The 18,270-nt window shown below is 44.6% G+C and carries 11 protein-coding genes; 2 read left to right on the top strand and 9 right to left on the bottom strand.

Annotated elements, in window-relative coordinates:
* Positions 1–39 precede the first annotated feature (39 nt).
* The 8 genes from IRJ18_RS00055 to IRJ18_RS00020 form a co-directional block, all read right to left on the bottom strand.
* Positions 40–1,224, bottom strand: a complete 1,185-nt coding sequence (locus IRJ18_RS00055) for an alginate lyase family protein (RefSeq protein ID WP_194104157.1) — start codon at positions 1,222–1,224, stop codon at positions 40–42.
* A 150-nt stretch (positions 1,225–1,374) separates the two neighbouring features.
* Entirely contained in the window at positions 1,375–3,501 is a 2,127-nt protein-coding gene (locus IRJ18_RS00050; protein ID WP_194104156.1) for a glycoside hydrolase family 31 protein, read from the bottom strand.
* 13 nt (positions 3,502–3,514) lie between these two features.
* A complete protein-coding gene (locus tag IRJ18_RS00045) occupies positions 3,515–4,498 on the bottom strand; it encodes an alpha-L-fucosidase (RefSeq protein WP_228072454.1) in 984 nt (327 codons plus the stop codon).
* Between the two features lie 11 nt (positions 4,499–4,509).
* On the bottom strand, positions 4,510–7,077 hold the full coding sequence (locus IRJ18_RS00040) for a glycoside hydrolase family 95 protein (RefSeq protein WP_194104155.1): 2,568 nt from the start codon (positions 7,075–7,077) through the stop codon (positions 4,510–4,512).
* 4 nt (positions 7,078–7,081) lie between these two features.
* Positions 7,082–9,550, bottom strand: a complete 2,469-nt coding sequence (locus IRJ18_RS00035; RefSeq protein ID WP_194104154.1) for a glycoside hydrolase family 2 protein — start codon at positions 9,548–9,550, stop codon at positions 7,082–7,084.
* Between the two features lie 59 nt (positions 9,551–9,609).
* A complete protein-coding gene (locus IRJ18_RS00030) occupies positions 9,610–10,323 on the bottom strand; it encodes a hypothetical protein (RefSeq protein WP_194104153.1) in 714 nt (237 codons plus the stop codon).
* 11 nt (positions 10,324–10,334) lie between these two features.
* On the bottom strand, positions 10,335–11,867 hold the full coding sequence (locus tag IRJ18_RS00025; RefSeq protein ID WP_194104152.1) for a RagB/SusD family nutrient uptake outer membrane protein: 1,533 nt from the start codon (positions 11,865–11,867) through the stop codon (positions 10,335–10,337).
* 24 nt (positions 11,868–11,891) lie between these two features.
* Complete coding sequence (locus IRJ18_RS00020; RefSeq protein ID WP_194104151.1) at positions 11,892–15,068, bottom strand: SusC/RagA family TonB-linked outer membrane protein; 3,177 nt, start codon at positions 15,066–15,068, stop codon at positions 11,892–11,894.
* A gap of 562 nt (positions 15,069–15,630) precedes the next feature.
* Between IRJ18_RS00020 and uxuA the strand changes: the two genes are divergently transcribed.
* Together uxuA and IRJ18_RS00010 are read left to right on the top strand one after the other, a co-directional pair.
* Positions 15,631–16,818, top strand: coding sequence for a mannonate dehydratase (uxuA, locus tag IRJ18_RS00015; protein WP_228072452.1), 1,188 nt, complete (start codon positions 15,631–15,633; stop codon positions 16,816–16,818).
* Positions 16,819–17,210: 392 nt separating this feature from the next.
* Positions 17,211–17,423, top strand: coding sequence for a YtxH domain-containing protein (locus IRJ18_RS00010; protein ID WP_194104150.1), 213 nt, complete (start codon positions 17,211–17,213; stop codon positions 17,421–17,423).
* A 137-nt stretch (positions 17,424–17,560) separates the two neighbouring features.
* Here IRJ18_RS00010 and IRJ18_RS00005 read toward each other — a convergent pair whose 3' ends face one another.
* Positions 17,561–18,055: a DUF922 domain-containing protein gene (locus IRJ18_RS00005; protein WP_194104149.1), complete on the bottom strand. Its 495-nt coding sequence runs from the start codon at positions 18,053–18,055 to the stop codon at positions 17,561–17,563.
* Between the last annotated feature and the right edge of the window lie 215 nt (positions 18,056–18,270).

Genomic DNA, 18,270 nt, shown 5'->3' with positions numbered 1-18,270 from the left:
AATATTAATTATACAGCCTTCCTCAATCCACCGTCGTCATTACATCCAAATCAACACATGCCTTACCGGCAGGTTACGGATGATCTCTTCGTCCTTCGGGTTATGGTCCAGTTTTTTCCAGGTGTCCAAAAACGATTGGTCGTGATAGGCCACTGCGCCAAAAGCCAGTGCAGGCTGCGCCACCGGCCAGCTTTCCCAGTGCATCACATCGTGCTGGTAGGGCCACTTGCTTTTATCGGCTAAAAAGGGTTGTAAAAACTCGATGCCTTTGCGGATATTTCGCCCATCGGGGGTTTTAAATTCCCACAGGTTATCTTCTTTGGTGCTTAATATCTGACAAAGGGTGGTCATGGCATCCAGGTTAAAAATAGAGTAGCCATAGGGTTTGGTACGCCTTAGTTCCTGCGGGAAACTGCCGTTAGCCTCTATTTGGCCGGGCAGTAAAACATTTTTAAACCTGTCCGAACAAAACTTCATTACTTCGGTATTACCTGTAAATTTGGCAAAGCAGGCCGTTTGCATACACCAGCAGGTGCCGTGGTTATTCTTAGCATTCATTTCGTCCTTCCCGTAGGGATGCGTTGTTAGCCAGGTAATATATTTGCTGAACCATTCTTTCACTCCTGTCAATGTTTGCTTATCCAGCGCGGCCGAGCCTTCCATTGCTTCTAAGCCTTGTACCACTTCCATCAACTGGATGGTATCAATAATACCGATGCCCCGGCCGGTAGCAACGCCCTTAATAGCCTGCGCATATTGCAGATTAGGGTTCATCAGGGTTTCAGGATCGGTGAACCAGGCACGCAGGTGTATTTGCGCGGCCTTGATATATTTCACATTGCCGGTAATTTTATAGGCCGATGCCAGCGCGCCGATGATCTGGCTGAAACGGATCATGGCGTGGCGGTGCGCCACAAAGTTATCAGGATTGGTCATCCCATCTTTTTGGATGTACGGGCCGTGGGGGTTCTTTTCATCCGGCCACCAGTAATCCCCCTCCGAATAAAAATCGTGCTTGCCACCCGCACTGCGCGGGCAGGTTTCTGCAGTTACCGTAACTGGCTTTTGCTGCAGGGCCCAGGCAGCCTCGGCAAGCGTTTGTTTACGCAGTGTAGCTACAATCTGCGCTTTCATATCATCTTTTACATCGCTTTTCCACGATGATATGCTTAAGGCACAGCATACAAATAACATGCTGCTGATTAATATTTTAATATTTTTCATTTTTATGTTTTTTAATAAAAATAAGCGTCGCAGACGCTGAACTATTTTAAGCACTCGTCATAGACGAGCGCAAGCATATAGTTTGATTAGCATACTACGTGATTGCCACGTCGCTGCGCTCCTCGCAATGACAACCTAATTAATGCACGCTTACTCTGTCATTATTTTAAACGTCACTTTCCCAATATTATTCGGCTTGCCTTTTACCGCCGGCGATATGCTGCCGCCTGCCTTGCTCACCTTTATCTCGCGAAAGCTATATGCTCCCTTTTCGTAGTTAAAGGTTTCGCCGTCATCGTCATACAGCGTATAGATACCCGGCTTTTCGCCATAGTAACGCACTTCAATGTCTACCTTTTGCCCAGCTTTTGGTGCGTGGAGCATGGCCGGCATCATAGGTATAATGCCCCCGTCCTTCACATAAACCGGGATCTTATCCAGCCCGGGGTTAACGCTGATCACCTCGCCATTCCCCGCATATTTCCCTGTGTAAAAATCGTACCACTTGCCTTTGGGCAGTATCACTTTACGACTGGTTTGCCCCGTAAACATGGGCGCTACCAATAAATTTTCGCCGGCCATATATTGGTCTTTCACTTCTTTTGATGAAGCTTCTTCGTAGGGGTTCTCCTCCAGGTCGGTTTTCTTATTTTCTTTTTTTGCTTCATTGACGGTAAAGCCCGGCTCTAAATTCATAGCCCTAAACGGCGGGATACCCTGGAAATGGTATTTAGCAAATTCGCTATACCAATAAGGCATCATCTGCATGCGCAGGTTAGCGAAGGCTTTTATCTGGTCGGTAACTTCGGGGAATGTCCACGGCTTGGTTCCGCTCGACCAGGCATTGATCATAGCCATCGGCGAAAACACGTTTGATTGAAAACGCCTCAGCCATTCCTCGGCCGTTTTAGAAGCACGTACTTCAGGCGTCCATAATGTCCCGGCAAAGCCGCTGTTAATAAGGGCTGTTATAAAATCCTGATGGTTATAATAATCGTTATAGATCACATACGGAAAAGATGAACCGCCGCCGTTGGATGCGCGTACCAAACCAAAAGTGCGCTGGTTCTGCTGGTGGTACATTTCATAGGTATAACGCTGCATCATTAAGCCGTAAGTTTGGCGCATTTGTTCAGCACTGTGGCCTGATGGGAATGTAGCTACATCGGGCCACAGGTAACCATCGCCGCCGTCTACCTCATCCATTTTGTAGCCGCTTACGCCGATATCAACCTTGCCTTTATAAAGTTCGCCGAAAAAGATCCTGCGTGCTTCAGGCATGGTCAGATCGGGCACGGCGCCGTTCCAAACGGTATGACTTCCAGTATAGGGCAAAATACTTTTATAAATCGGGGATTCGGGCGATATGTAAGGGTTGGTCCACAAATTAATGCGCACACCTTTTTTCAGCATGTCCTGCACCATTTTCTGCGGTTCGGGGAAACGGGTTTTATCCCACTCGAATGTGCAGGGGTACGATTTACTTTGCCAGCCTGGTTCCAACCCAATAAAATCAAGCGGGAAACCTTTTTCTTCAAAAGCTTTGGCTTCGTCGGCTACACCTTGCGCGTCGGTTAGGCGTTGCACGCGCTGAGTAAAGCCTAAGCCCCAGCGGGGTGGCAAACAACCGCCGCCATTTAGCAGATTATAACGGCGCACAGCATCCATAGCAGTAGGTCCGGCAAATACATAAATTTCTACGCCGGCGGCAGGCACCAGCATTTCTACCGCGTCGGAATAGGGGTGTGATGACCAGGCTTTATCAAGGTTCCTGTCCTTTACTTCGGCAGGTGTTTTACTATCGCGCCTAACAGCCGAACCGGCGTAAACATTAATATAGCGCGCCGAATTAATAAACACCCCATAACCTTTAGATGATACATAGAACGGCGTTGGCGCATGGGTGCGCCCGTTATCCTTACCGGCGTAATTATCTACATGCAAGGTTAGTACTTTGCCCCGCTGGTATACCGTTTGAAAATTCAACCCAAAGCCAAATAACTGTTCGGCTTTAGCTAAGGGGAAACGCAAATAGGTTTTGCCATCAGCAACTGTTACGGCAATATCCTGCTGCGCTAAAGGAAAAGCTGCCTTACCCATTTGCTGCAAACCCGCAGTATATGGGGTGGCACCTGCCGCGCTTAATAAATTAAAAGCTTCGGGCTTACCTACTATGCCTTTCCATACGCCCGGTTGCACCTGTGTCCATACTATAGACTGTGCGCTGGCGGCAGTACAACAAACTATAAAAAGCAGTAATATATATTTGTATCTCATATTTGTTTCGTATCTATTTTTTTAACGCTTTACCTACTTCGGTTAGCTGATCAATAAAGGGCTGGTAAATATGCCCGTTGCTTTGTATGGGCGCATCCCAGGTCATGCTGCCTTTCACATCCCATAACTTTTGGCTGTAGCCGATAACTTGCGCTGTTGTAAAACGCGGGTTGCCCATTCCCCATTTCTCGCCCAAAAAACTGAGAACGTGAATTTGCACGCCGTCAATTTTCCCGTCATAAGGTTTGTTAATACTTAGTTGGTCATCTTTATTTATCTCTCCGGCAATATAATCTTCGTAAGGTGTACCACTGGTAATACGATACATTACCCCCATATTAAAACCTATGGCACTATTAGGGTTACCGGCACGCGCGGCAGCGGCAAAACTTTTAAAATTCGGGGCCGATTCGCCGCGATACATCACATTAGGCCAATAACAGCCATCAAACCACCAGCCATCTACCTTATTACCCCAGCGTACCGACCACTCCCTGATAATTTGCTCCCAGTTGCTTTGAAATTCCTTGTTAGGATGCGCCCCGTTTTGCCACTGCAAGGCTTTTTTAGCAACTGAATCGCCATTGGGTGCACCCGATGGCAGGTATACCATAAATTTTAACCCGCGTTTATGCATGGCATCGGCCAAATCGGCAATCAAATCGCGGCGCGAGCATTTTGTGAGACTGATCCCGACTATCCGGTCGTAAGTTTTATTAGGCGATACGTAGAAGCCCGAGTTTTGCCCTATGGTAAATATCATATAATTAGCACCCACAGATTTTACCTGGTCGGCTAAGCCATCCACATCAAAATGATCGACAAGTTCGTTCCATTTTTTTACATCGATGTTTAGCTTTTCGGTTTGTTTAAGCCAATCGGGCAGGTAATGGGTCATTACGCCAAATTTGGCCGTTTGCATCCAGGCTGCACGGTCTTGCGCATCGGTCAGCGCCGATGAGATAAACAGTATAATTATCACACAAACCTTTTTCATTGCTCCCGTAATTACTGTGCTACAATGGTATAACTCTTTCCCTTTTCAGTTTTAAAATCTATCACATATCCTTTGTTAAAGGTGATATCAGCCAGTGCATTTTTATTGTTTTTTTCATAAACCGGCACAACTGGTACCTGTACAAGCGGGTTGATATTATTTCCTCTTGCTTTAACAGACACAGCACCCAAAACCTTCACCGGCACAGGCGTACGCAGGCGACAATTTCCGCCATTATTAGATAGGATGGTGGCATTAGTAAGTGTACCCTTATCCCATTTCATGCTTACTTCAAAATTGCCGCGGGCTTTGATCCCTTTAATAGTGCCGCTGGGCCAGGCATCGGGTAGAGCAGGCAATAGCTCTAACTCGCCATTTTGGCTTTGCAGCAGCATTTCGGTCATGCCGGCAGTGCCGCCAAAGTTACCGTCAATCTGGAACGGGGGATGGGCATCAAACAAGTTAGGGTAAGTGCCCCCGCCGCCCATCGTTTCTTTTTGCTCCAATGGGTTCATATAATTAAATGCTGCCCCTAAAATTTTATAAGCATGGTTGCCATCGTGCAGGCGCGCCCACCAGTTCACCTTCCAGGCCATTGACCAGCCTGTGCTTACATCGCCGCGGAAGATCATAGATTGCTTAGCCGCAGCTGCCAAGTCGGGTGTGTTAAACACCGAGATTTGCCTGCCAGGGAATAAACTGAAAATATGTGAAATATGGCGGTGCGTATCTTTCGGGTCGTCAAAATCGCCGAACCACTCCTGCAACTGTCCCTCCTGCCCAATGTGGAAGGGGTATAGTTTAGCATATGCCGACTTTACCCGCTGCACAAAACCGGCATCAATACCCAATGCATTAGCCGAATTGATGCAGTTACTGAACAATTCACGGATGATAGACATATCCATGGTAGTAGCCATACTTACTTCGTATTGCTTGCCATCCTTCTTCATCGTGTTTTCGGGTGAGGTAGATGGATTGGTGACCAGCAAGCCCGTTTTGGGATCGGTTACCAGCCAGTTAAGCATAAAAAGGGCCGCGCCTTTCATTATTGGGTAGCCTGTTTCCTTCAGGAATTTTTTATCGCCCGTAAACAGGTAATGATCGTACAAGTGCAAACTCATCCAGGCACCGCCCATCGGCCATGCCGACCAGCGTTGCGCGGCCTTAGGGTCAACTTCGTAGTTCCCTACGGTTGATGTTTTTGCCCAGATATCCGAGTTGTGATGCTCTACCCAGCCCTCGTTAATGTTATAGTTTGTTTTAGCGGTAACAGCGCCGTTAACTGTTAATTCCTTTAAAAAATCAAACAACGGCTGGTGGCACTCTGAAAGATTGGTATTCTCGGCCAGCCAGTAATTCATTTCGGTATTAATGTTGGTAGTATAGTTACTGCCCCATGGCGGCTGCACGGCGTCGCTCCAGATACCCTGCAAATTAGCGGGCGGTGTACCCGGGCGCGAGCTGGAGATAAGCAAGTAACGGCCAAACTGATAATACAGCGTTTGTAATTGCTTATCAGGATTAGCTGGTTTGAAATTTTTCAGGCGCTCGTCAGTCGGCATTTTTGCCATGCCCGGGTTAGTATCCAAATCAAATTTAACCCGTTTAAATAAGCGCTGGTAATCGGCAATGTGCGCTGCCCTTAACTGTGTAAAGGTTTGGCCCGATGCCTTTGTTAAATTGGCATTAGCTTCAATTGCGGGGTTCTTGCCGTTCAATCCCGGCGATTTATCAAAGCCGTTATAGCTGGTGGCTTCAGTTAAATACAATGTCACATCGTCGGCACCAGTAACTTGTAAACCGTCCCCTGCGGCGCTCACCTTACCACCCACATTTTTAATCTTCAAATCAACCTGAAAATTCATGCCCTCGCCATTGGGGTCGCCATATAATACCTGGTCTTTTTCATCGGCGCGGTTAGCCACATACTTTGGTGCTTTTCCTTTTAATACCAGTAAGTTGCCGCCTTGTGGCGACGTGGTAAAATGCAGCTTGCTGGTAAGTTTTGCAGTAAAATTAATCGCCCTTTTTTTATCGGCGGTAATATGTACTGCCATTACCCTGCCGGGATAACTGATAAAGGTTTCGCGCTGATAATTCACGCCCCCAATATTATATTTTACTGTGGCCGTAGCCGTATTTAAATCCAGGTTACGGTAGTAATTTGCAGCGGTACTGTCCTTTAAATTAAAGTTCAGGAACAGATCGGCCAGCGGCAGGTAACGGGCTGAATACGGACCTTGAAGGTATTTTTTCCAAAGCAATGCAGCCTTATTATAATCACCGTCAAACACTGCCTGGCGTACTTCGGGTAAATGTGCTGGCCCCTGTGGGTTGTTCCCCGGCACCGGCCCGCCCGACCATAACGTATGATCGTTCAGTTGGTAGCGTTCTATGTTTACACGGCCAAATACCATGGCGCCTGTAGTGGCATTCCCTAAAGGCAATGCTTCTTCCCAGGCGTTAGCGGGCTTATTATACCACAATTTCAGGTTAGCATCATTGCTTTGGGCGATTGTTATTTGTATAAATAATGCGCCGGCAATTGTCCCTATTATTTTAGGCAGATGTTTCATTTTATTAAAGGTTTATAAATACGCTTTGCAGCCCGGGCGAAGCCACCCCAACTACGCTTTTACCGCCATTAGTTTTTAGGCTGATGATAGCGCGGCCATTATATACCTGCACCTTCCGCGATCCGCTTGATGTACCCAGATCGTCCAGCAATTTACCATCGCCGGCCAGTGAAAAATTCACCCAATTAACCGCGTCGAGGCATTGTATACCCTTGCTGTCCACCAGTTTTACCTGTACGGTAATTATGCCGTTAACTTCGGCAATTTTCTGAAACACCATGTGCGCTGGTTTATCCCACTTATCAGTTTGATATTCCTGGTCTATTTCGTCGGTTACTGTTGTTTTCCCTTTGTGTGCAATTACTTTAATATTGTTTTTGCCTTTGTTAAATGTTACCTGCCAATGTAGCCCCGCCGCAGGAAAATCCTGGCTGTTGCGCTTTTTAATGCCCATGCTTTTGCCGTTTACAAATAGTTCGGCATTATCACAGTTAGAATAAACTTTCACCATTTTATATTCCCCGGCTTCACCCCAGCGGATAGGCCAGGTATGACCGTAGATATGCGCCATAGGTTTTTCCGTCCAGTACGACTGGAATACGTAGTACGATTCCTTCGGCGTCATATCTCTTTCAACCACCCCTTTCTGGTTCATGTAAGGGATAGGGTTATCCGGGCGGATAGGCGTTGAAAAATCCTTAAATATCCAAAATGCCGAACCGGTTAACCAGGGCATCGTTTCCTGCTCTTTCAGATGCCAGTCGAACAGGTTACAGATATAGCTTTCGCTCCAGTCGCCGTCTTTTGAAACACGGGCCGCGCCGCCAACCAGCGATGCATCGCCTAGGCGCTCATCGGTTCCTGTGCCGGTTTTTACTTTGCTTAATGCATTATCCGGGTTCTCCGAATGGCGTAAGGCATGACTATCCCCGCCCCATTCGGCATGGAAAAAATGCTTCACTTTTTTAAATTCTTCTTCAGTGGTTTTTTTGTATTCAGTATAAATACCGCGATACCAGCCAGCCCAGATAGAAGGTGAATATACATCGGGCACATCGGCACAAAAATCGCAACGGCGGATGGTGGTTTTGCGCGACGGATCGAGCTGATGGGCACGGTCATTCTGCTCGGCCATAAACGCGTGTATCTTGGCTTTGTCGAATTCAGGAAAATCGCCCGCCCAATCGTTCTCGTTACCTAAACCCCATAAAATAATAGCCGGGTGATTGTAGTGTTGTTCAATCATATTGGTCAGCATGGCGCGGGCCTGGTTTTTATAGACTTCGCCGCCTAAACCGCCGCGGCACCAGGGCTCTTCTTCCCAAACCAGTATACCCAGGCTATCGCACAGGTTCAAAATAATGCGCGATTGCTGGTAGTGCCCTAAACGTATAAAGTTGACACCCATATCCTTCATCAATTGCATTTCCTTCACCATCATATCTTCGGTCATGGCCTCTGCAACCCCGGCATTATCCTCGTGGCGATGGGTGCCGCGCAATAACAAGCGTTTTCCATTCAGGTTAAATGGCCCGTTATCAACAAATTCAAAATTGCGGAAACCTACTTTCTCGGTTTGTGTGAAAGTTTGGTCGCCCGATTTTACCGTAACGGTTACTTTATACAAAGCAGGGTCGGCAGGCGACCATAACTTTGGCTTTTTCACCTGGAAACCCGCCAGTTTTACATCCGTATTTATCGCGTTTAAATTATAGGGTGCTGATGCGATAACTTTACCCTGGGGGTCTGTTATTTCAATTTTGCCTTGGGCCGATTGGCTGTTGCCCGGATTATAAAACCTCGCTTTAATATCCAGTTTGCCTAAAACGCCTGCCTTATCAACCTCCGCTGAAGCGAAGATCTTATCTAACGACAGTGCCGGCACATAAACCAAATTCAGGTAGCGGTAAATGCCCCCATAAACGTTAAAATCCGACAGCTGAGATGGTATACTTTCCAAATCGCGCGAGTTATCGCAGCGGATCTCGACAGGTACTTTACCCTTAAATTGTTTATTGAAAACGTCGGTCTTTTTAAAATCTTCAACCGCTTTAGTAATGTCGGCAGTCCATTCATCATACCCGCCCAGGTGCGATGTTACTTTAGTGGTGTATACATATACATCGGTTTTTTGTCCGGCACCTTCAAAATGCAGAAGCGTACGGCCATTAGCATAGGGATTATTAATATTCAGTGTGGTACGATACCAACCCGGGCCCTGGTAATAATTTACATCAGGATCTACAGCATCGCGGGCGTTAAAACAATGCGGCAGGTTCACTTTATCCCATATGGGCAGGCTTTCTGGGTTGCCTGGGGTTACCGGGCGTACGGCCTCCCACACACCGCCTAAATCCTGGCGCACAAATTCCCAGTTGTTTATTAACCGGGTTTTTTGCTGGGCAATAGTAATATGGCCGGCAGTGGCCAATAATAGAATAAGCAGCGACTTTAATTTTCTCACAGGTATCATAAAAAATGGGTCAGTTATCATCTAAAAAAATGATAGCTGACCCAAGGGTGTATTTATTTTTATTGCGGTAATACCGGCGTAACTATGGTATTCATTACTTGTATCACACCATTTGTCGGCATTAAATCGCTTGTGTATACATAATTAGCAGAACCATTAATAACCAAGGGATAATCAGACTGGTTACCGGGTGATGAAGGCAGCACCCAAATAGCCATTGTTGACTCGGGGTTTGGAAAATACGTAGCTACACCAGGTGACCTGAAATTAAACCCTGTAGGATTGGTAGTATATGCACCGGCAGGGGCTAATGTTTTTGCAAAAAACGGAGTGGTTGGTAAACTAAAATGCGAGTATTGCCCCTGCAATATCAGGTATTGCAAATATGTTTTAACATCAGCAGCGCTATAGTCCTGCCACTTTTTCCCCGCTTTATTAGCTGACGTAAATACGCTTGCAAACAATGCCTTAACCGAGTTATTGTTGATCAAAATATAGGTTCGTCCCGGTTTAATATATTCGTTAGTATCAATCCCCGAATATATAATGGCATCATACATCCGCCTGAAAATGGTATCCCTGGCTACACTTGTTGCATACGAGCGGGCTTTTATATATGCCCATGCTGTTTTATACAAATGGGCATCAATGGTATCCACGTTGGTTACACGGTTAAAATCTGTTTGCTTTTTAAGGCCAAACAACGTACAGCTTGAAATTACTGCCGTACATATCAGCAATGTTATTGCAAATAAAAGTTTTATCTTTTTCATATCTACAGTAATTAATAGCCAGGGTTTTGAGTTAATAAATTATTAGCATGCAAAGCTGATTGGCTAACAGGCCACAAGATCTTTTGTGGATTGCCAAAACCTACCTGCGGACTGCCTGCATTACGCTGACGGCGGATAAGGATAGGATCCATTACAGTTTGTACTTTATTAGTACGTACCAAATCAAACCAGCGTTTGCCCTCGCCATATAGCTCCCATTGTCTTTCCTGCAAAATAGCATCTTCCATGGCGGCTTTTGTTGTGAATTGCGTTGCTGGATAGTTTACACCGGTTGCCCTAAAGTGTATATAGTTCAGATATTTAAGTGCTGTAGGTAAATCCCCTAATTGGTTTACTGCTTCGGCATACAATAAATACATATCGGCCAGGCGGTACATTGGTAAATAAATATTAGTAAAATTCGGGTCGAAGCCTTGCGCCTTAGTAAGGACATTTACCTGGAAAGGATAATATTTATACATTTTATCTGCGTGGCCAGTAGTAGTTAATGTATCAATAGTTTGCAGCATGCGTATATCTGTTTTATTCTTTTTCCAGTTAGCCTGCAATAATGAATCTACTTTAATAGGGTTATTGTTATTTTGCACGGCCGGCGGTATACAGGCACAACCATTCACGGTATAATCCCAGGCTATACTCCAGATAGGTTCACTTGAGGCGGTCGGGGTTAAAAAAACATTTTTCCACGTAGCGGCTGGTTCAAGGGTAGTAGCCGTTCCTCCCGTGTACGCTTTTCCGGTTGGCCCTTTTGCTTTCCACAGGTTTTCCATCCACAGTTTAGCATTCACATAATCATGTTTCCACATGTAAACATCAGCCAGTATGGCACAAATTGCACCTTCGCCAATGGTCCATACCACAGGTGTTTGCTGTGTTTGCTGTAGTTTATAAGCATTTAACAGGTCGGGGATAATAACCGAATCTATTACTTTAGCCTGCGGCGAACGTGGCCTTGTGGCCTGTTGTGTAATATCAAGATAAGGTTCTTTCCATATTACCGCATCGCCCCATAGCCTTACAATGTAAAAATAACTTTCGGCACGCATAGCATAAGCCTGGGCTAATGCATTATTAATAGTAGTTGGCGTAACCGTGTTATCATATTTTATAACCTGCGGAACATATTTAATGGCAATATTGGCCCTGAATATAGTACGGTAAAGGCCCGCCCAATCTGTCGCGGCATCGGTATAAGTAAGGTTATTTGCCGCCAATTCATTAATAATGGAATTGGGATATTGAGAACGGTCAAAATTATCAGACCTGCCTTCGCCCCAGTAATGGTAAAAGCCGCCAATATTAGCATCATCATACGCGCTACTTTTAGCAGTGCTGCCACTGCCTATCATTTCTACTTGAAATGAGGCATATATACCTGCAATAGTAGCAGTGATATCCTTACCGCTGTGAAAATAGGTATCGGGCGATGCCTGGTCAAGCGAGTTAAGGGAAACATCTTTTTTACAGCTGCCAATAAGTACAATCATACTTACACAGGCCGCAATATTTAATATTTTTTTCATCACAAATTTTTTATTTATAACACATTAAAAATTCACAACCGCACCTATACCCACTTCTCTGCGGCGTGGGTATTTACCACCATCTATCCCTTGTGAAAGTACGTTAGATGATGTAAACTCCGGATCGTACCAGTCGTAATTTGTCCACGTGGCCAGGTTGTTACCATAAATATATAGCTGAATGGATCTGGATTTGATTTTGGAAGCCAGTCTTGCTCCCAGGTCATAAGTCAGTTTAGCGCTTGATAAACGGATAAACGAACCATCTTCCATATACAGGCTATTAATACCATTACTAATATCGCCATATTGATCCTTATTTATAGTCCTAAAGTTGGGGTAAGTAACAACATCGCCCTGGTTATGCCATGAATTGTAAATAGCGGCATAAGTAGGCGGCGAATAGGTTGAACTAAATGCATTTTGTCCGTTAGCCACGGAGTTATAAACTTTATTACCAAATGAACCGTTGAACAAGAAGTTCAGGCTAAAACCTTTGTATTTAACGTAGTTATTTATACCAAAGAAGAATTTAGGTATAGCATTACCGGTAATTATACGGTCATCATCATTAATAACACCATCATTATTGGTATCCTGCCACATGGTGTTACCACCTTTAAGCACATAACCGTTTCGGGATATCTGATGAATAGGGCCGGTGTAAGGCTGGCCATTTAAAGTATAACCGGTTGCAGTTGATGTATTGGTAGCCTTATCAACCACCACGCCAACTGGGGTTAAGCGGCTTCCATCCGCTGCATAGGCGTTAGATACATCGTACTGGTAAACCCCTAAGTTTTTAAGCAGATAGAAATCGCCTACATGCCCGCCTTCTTTTATCTGGAATGATGTACTAACAATGTATGGCTGATGATCGGCCAGTGATTTTACTACGGCTGCATTCTGGATAGTAATATTAGCATTAACATTCCATGAAAGGTCTTTTTTGCTTATTGGAGTACCGCTTATAGCTAATTCAAACCCACGGCTTTCGATATTACCCAAGTTGATAGAACCTTGTACTACACCCGATTCTTCAGGTGTTTTCTTTGGGTACAATAACCCATAAGTGGCTTTAATATAGTACTCAGGAGTTATAGTTAACCGGCCTTTTAGCAGGGTTAGGTCTAAACCAAAATTTTGCGTTTTGGTTGATTCCCATTTAATAGTAGGATTACCAATTTGCGTATCGGGATAGGCAATATTGCTGCCATTATAGCTACCTCCACCAAAATCAATAAAAGATGAATAGGTAAAGTTACCCACCCTGTCGTTACCTGCTGTACCTATGGTATAACGTAATTTACCATCATCCAGCCAGTTTTTAGTCCATGCCATAAAAGGCTCGTCAGAGAAACGCCATGCTATAGCGCCGGCGTAAAAGTTGCCCCATTTGTTATCCGGTCCAAACCTGCTTGAACCATCGCGCCTTAAGGTTCCGTTAATAAAATACCTCCCTTTATAATCGTAACCCAGGCGGCCAAATACAGATTCTGACCCATAATAGGTAGCATCATATGCTGTGGCGCCGTTGGCTAAATTAAGCGTGGCTACATTGGTGGTATGTACCAGTTCGCTCAAATAGTTGGTACCGGCAAACTGGTAATCATCTTCCCGGGTCCTGTCGCGGGTAAATGCCAGTAAACCAGTAACGTGATGATCTTTTACAAATGTTTTATTATAGTTTAAAAAAGCCTGGAATTCATAAGTTAGTATCTTATCTAACTCGTTACTGCCTGAATTGGGCCCCGCACTACCATTAGTTATAATATCGGGCGTGAATTTGGCAGTGTTTTTATTGTCCAGTCTACTATTAAATGATGTGGTGAACCTCAGCTCCTTTAACAACTGGTAGTTTACCATGATATTATCCTGTACGCTAATATTCGTAGGTACATTTTGTCCATATACCGCTTGTGCTACAGGGTTTCTTTTTGACTCGATATATCCATTATAAGTACCATCCGGCTTATAAAGCGACGTCCACGGATTACGTTCAAACACTTGTTTAGCCGATGAACCAACATCAATACTATTACCGGTGATGTAGGAATAAGACAGATTATTGCTTATTTTAAGTTTCTCACTTCCCTGATAATCAACGTTTGACGTTACCCGTACATTTTGAGCATAGCTATTAATCGCAATAGATTTGTCTGAATAATAGTTTACACCCGTATAATAAGTCAATCCTTTTTGACCGCCGCTCACGCTTACACTCAAATTATCTTTATTGCCGGTTCTGAACAACAGGTCCTGGTAATCATTATCGGCATTCAGGTAATGGTTGGTCGAATCAATAAGCGTAGCATTACCATCCCCGCGTTGCGAACGGTAGTAACGCAAATCGTTAGCCGACACGGTATGCAGTTTATGTGCAAGCTTTCCAAACAGGTGATAGTAATCTACCCTTACATTTGGCTTGCCTTCCTTACCCCTTTTGGTGGTGATGATAATTACGCCGTTAGCTCCGCGTGAACCGTAAATGGCTACAGAAGATGCATCCTTCAATACCTCAATTGAAGCAATATCAGCTGGGTTCAAAAAGTTAGCATCATTGTTAATAACTCCGTCAATTACATATAGTGGCCCGTTACCAGTGCTATTTAGTGATGAAGCACCGCGAATCTGGATGGTTCCCTGCGAGAATGGATCGCCACCATCTGTAACAACCTGTGCACCAGCAATTTGCCCCTGTAAAGCGTCTGCCAAGTTAACTGGCTGGCGTTCTTCGATTTGTTTGGCGCTTACAGTAGCAATAGATCCTGTTAAATCGCGCTTGGTTACCGATTGCCCGTAGCCAGTTACAACAATTTCGCTTAGATCTGTAGAAGCGTCTGTCAGGATTACATCAATAGCTTTGTTACTGCCAACAGTTACTTCCTTGGTATTAAAGCTTACATAGCTAAATACCAATATTGCCGAGGTATTAGGTACGTTAAGACTGTACTTCCCGTCAATATCTGTTAACGTACCTACCGTGGTACCCTTTACTTTTACACTAACCCCTGGCAGGGTAGCTCCTTTATTATCCTTAACAACACCGGTAACTTTAATAGCATTTTGCGCCCAGGCCGGGATGGTAAATACACTGAACAGCAATAACAGCAATAGTACTGCCGCATTGTTTTTTAATCGGGCTATTCCCGATTTTTTTGAAATAGGTTTAAATAAAATGTGAGTACATCTTTTTTTCATATACTTAGTTTTAGTTTAATAATTGGAATTGGTTAATTGCTTTCGGCACACTATGTAAACTTTTACCGGCCAAAAACTTTACTGACACGCAGTCTGACTACGCACGCAGTTAAAATATTGAGACGCTCTTCCCCTATACGCTACAAATGATTGTTTACTGTTAAAATTGGTGAAAGCAATTACACCATAAATTCAATAGAAATGTTTCGTAAAATTAGCCAGTTATTCAGCTATATTAACATGATAAATTACCATTTTAATCAAAACAATGAATATATGGTTGAGTTATTATCAAATTGGCATTTTTTTAACATTTAAAAAAAGTTATTATTTGCGTGTGTTTTTATTAAATTTTTCATTATAACCTTATAAATACTATAAATTTCGCATAATATAATGCCCTATAATTCTTGTCGATTTGACACTAATTAATCGCTTTTTATAATTTATGATGTTAATTTAGCTTACTTCTAATCGCAGCTATAATTAATAAAAAATGCAAATGTTTAAGCTGTATTTTTATTTTTGAAGACAGATTAAATACACTAACAAAAAAACACCTATGAGCAATCCCCAAAATCAACCTTACCATATGATACAAACCATGCGCTGGTATGGCCCTGCCGATCCCGTTAGTCTGGCCGACATCCGCCAGGCTGGTTGTACAGGCGTGGTGAGTGCGTTGCATCACATTCCCAACGGACAGGTTTGGACGGTAGATGAGATACGCAAACGGCAGCAACAGGTGACCGACGCCGGCCTGATATGGAACGTGGTAGAAAGTGTACCTGTACACGAAGCCATTAAAACTCAAACCGGTGATTATCTGCAATATATCGACAACTATAAACAAAGCATACGCAACCTGGCCGCTTGCGGTATCCATATAATTACCTATAATTTTATGCCGGTGCTGGATTGGACACGTACCGATCTGGCCTACACTGTCCAGGACGGCTCTAAAGCCCTGCTGTTCGAGAAAGCCGCTTTTATGGCGTTCGATCTGTTTATTTTGAAGCGTAAAGGCGCCGAAGATGATTATACCAGCGACGAGATCATCCGTGCCGAGCAGCGTTTTAAGGGTATGAGCGATGCTGATAAAGCCCTGCTGCAACGCAATATTATAGCCGGCCTGCCGGGCAGCGAGGAGAGTTTCACCCTCGAGAAATTCCAGGCGGCGCTTGATACTTATAAAGGCGTAGATGCTAACAGGCTGCGTGCCAACCTGATCTATTTCCTGCAGCAGGTTATCCCCGTGGCCGATGAATGCGGCACCAAAATGGTGATACACCCCGACGACCCGCCGTACCCAATTTTAGGGTTACCGCGCGTAGTTAGCACAGCCGCTGATATTGAGGCACTTGTAAAAGCCGTGCCCAGCTTTAACAACGGTTTATGTTTCTGCACCGGCTCCTTCGGGGTGCGGCCGGATAACAATCTGCCCGCTATGGTGGCCCAGTTTGCCGATCGTATCAACTTCCTGCACCTGCGCAGTACCCGCCGCAATGCCGACGGCGATTTTTATGAAGACAATCACCTGGAAGGCGACGTAGATATGTACAGCGTTGTAAAAGAGGTGGTTAAAATAATGCAAAACAGGAAGGTAAACATCCCCATGCGGCCCGACCACGGCCACCAGATGCTGGACGACCTGACCAAAAAGACCAACCCGGGCTACAGCGCCATTGGCCGCCTGCGTGGATTGGCCGAGCTGCGCGGACTGGAACTGGGGATTGCCAGGTCCCTGTAAATAGCATGGTAAATTCAACTAAAATAAATAACAGCATAGGCAGGCAAAATCACAAACGAATAATTATAAATAATAATAGATAAAAATAAATAACATTTTTACCCGCTGCGATGGTCCCTCAGCAAGTATTAGCAGGGGCGAGATTACCAACTCAATACACTAAGCCCCCAAAATACAGCGATATAATTAAGCGCTGACACCGCTACGCCACCATTTATTAACCAAAAAGGCTTATGAAGCTAAACTTCATAAGCCTTTTTTGCGGACGTAAGTATTCTAGTTTGTAGCATTATAGGTAATAATATGGTACACGAAAAAACCTACAAACAAATCTACCCCCTCAATCCTTTATAACCTAACAACTTTGCGCTGTGATATTAAACTTAAAAACTATGGGATTTATTAAAACATTTGTGCTGGGGGCAGCAGTTGCCTACGGGATACAATATATCACCAAAAAACGCGAGGACGGCTCGTCCATTTTAAGCGACTTTATGGATAACCCGCCCGATATTGTTAAGGATGTGCAGTCGTACGCCAGCCATGCTGTAGAGGATGCGGTAAACGCGGTTAAACAAACCATATCGCCCCAGCAAACCTATTAAGGGCAGAGCTTATAACCTGGCCCACAAGTTTAGTTAGTCGCGCCTTGTTGGTGTCGCCGCGCTTAGCGTTAGTATAGCGGGTATGGGCGTTAATGATAAGGCGGGGTCTGTTGAAGCTGGGCAGCCATATAGCTTTCCTACTGTGCCTGCTCCGCCTTATTTTTTGAGTGATCGGTTTCCAAATCGTACCGGGCCTGCATATCGCGCGTATCTTTTAGTATCCGTGCATAAATATTTTTTATCTCCTGATCGTAGTTAGCGGTGTAAATTTTAGCGTTAAAAGCCAATAGCAGCTTGCGGGCATACAGTTCGGCAATATCAAAATGCAGTTGCTCGTGCTTTAGCAGCGCAGGCGTCTCCTTATTTTTGCGCACCCACGATGAATCTTTAAGCAGCACATTCTTTATCTTGAATTGGTAGGATAACAACCTGTCGCCTTTTTGCCAGTGGTAGGTGTAACTAACATTGGCCAGGGTGTACGAATCAAACGGGTTGGCCTTATCAAACTTTCCTTCAAAATCGGCCCAGGTGAGGGGCCGGTGGGCATCCCAGTCAATAAATTGCGCGCAAACCTTTAAAGGCACGCACAAAAATAGCAGCAGCAATAAGGTTAATCCTTTTTTGATATACATATGGTTTAGAGCGTGCAGGCCTGCAGTTTGTTACGATATTACCAATTTATGGTGAGATACGAAAGGGAGGGATGTGAAAAGTGCATATAACAAAAAACCCCTCATCTTATAGATGAAGGGTTTAAGTTTAACGTCGCCTGGACGATAAGATTTGGCACCGACCTACTCTCCCACATTTTACTGCAGTACCATCGGCTCTGGCGGGCTTAACTTCT

The organism is Mucilaginibacter boryungensis (assembly GCF_015221995.1).
Classification (GTDB): Bacteria; Bacteroidota; Bacteroidia; order Sphingobacteriales; family Sphingobacteriaceae; genus Mucilaginibacter; species Mucilaginibacter boryungensis.
This window is presented reverse-complemented; position numbering and strand designations above follow the sequence as displayed.

Bases quoted from the DNA above. Each gene is read 5' to 3' on its own strand.
- IRJ18_RS00010 (WP_194104150.1), top strand. From the start codon at position 17,211: ATGGGATTTATTAAAACATTTGTGCTGGGGGCAGCAGTTGCCTACGGG.
- IRJ18_RS00025 (WP_194104152.1), bottom strand. From the start codon at position 11,867: ATGAAAAAAATATTAAATATTGCGGCCTGTGTAAGTATGATTGTACTT.
- IRJ18_RS00045 (WP_228072454.1), bottom strand. From the start codon at position 4,498: ATGAAAAAGGTTTGTGTGATAATTATACTGTTTATCTCATCGGCGCTG.
- IRJ18_RS00020 (WP_194104151.1), bottom strand. From the start codon at position 15,068: ATGAAAAAAAGATGTACTCACATTTTATTTAAACCTATTTCAAAAAAA.
- IRJ18_RS00030 (WP_194104153.1), bottom strand. From the start codon at position 10,323: ATGAAAAAGATAAAACTTTTATTTGCAATAACATTGCTGATATGTACG.
- IRJ18_RS00050 (WP_194104156.1), bottom strand. From the start codon at position 3,501: ATGAGATACAAATATATATTACTGCTTTTTATAGTTTGTTGTACTGCC.
- IRJ18_RS00055 (WP_194104157.1), bottom strand. From the start codon at position 1,224: ATGAAAAATATTAAAATATTAATCAGCAGCATGTTATTTGTATGCTGT.
- IRJ18_RS00005 (WP_194104149.1), bottom strand. From the start codon at position 18,055: ATGTATATCAAAAAAGGATTAACCTTATTGCTGCTGCTATTTTTGTGC.
- uxuA (WP_228072452.1), top strand. From the start codon at position 15,631: ATGAGCAATCCCCAAAATCAACCTTACCATATGATACAAACCATGCGC.
- IRJ18_RS00040 (WP_194104155.1), bottom strand. From the start codon at position 7,077: ATGAAACATCTGCCTAAAATAATAGGGACAATTGCCGGCGCATTATTT.
- IRJ18_RS00035 (WP_194104154.1), bottom strand. From the start codon at position 9,550: ATGATACCTGTGAGAAAATTAAAGTCGCTGCTTATTCTATTATTGGCC.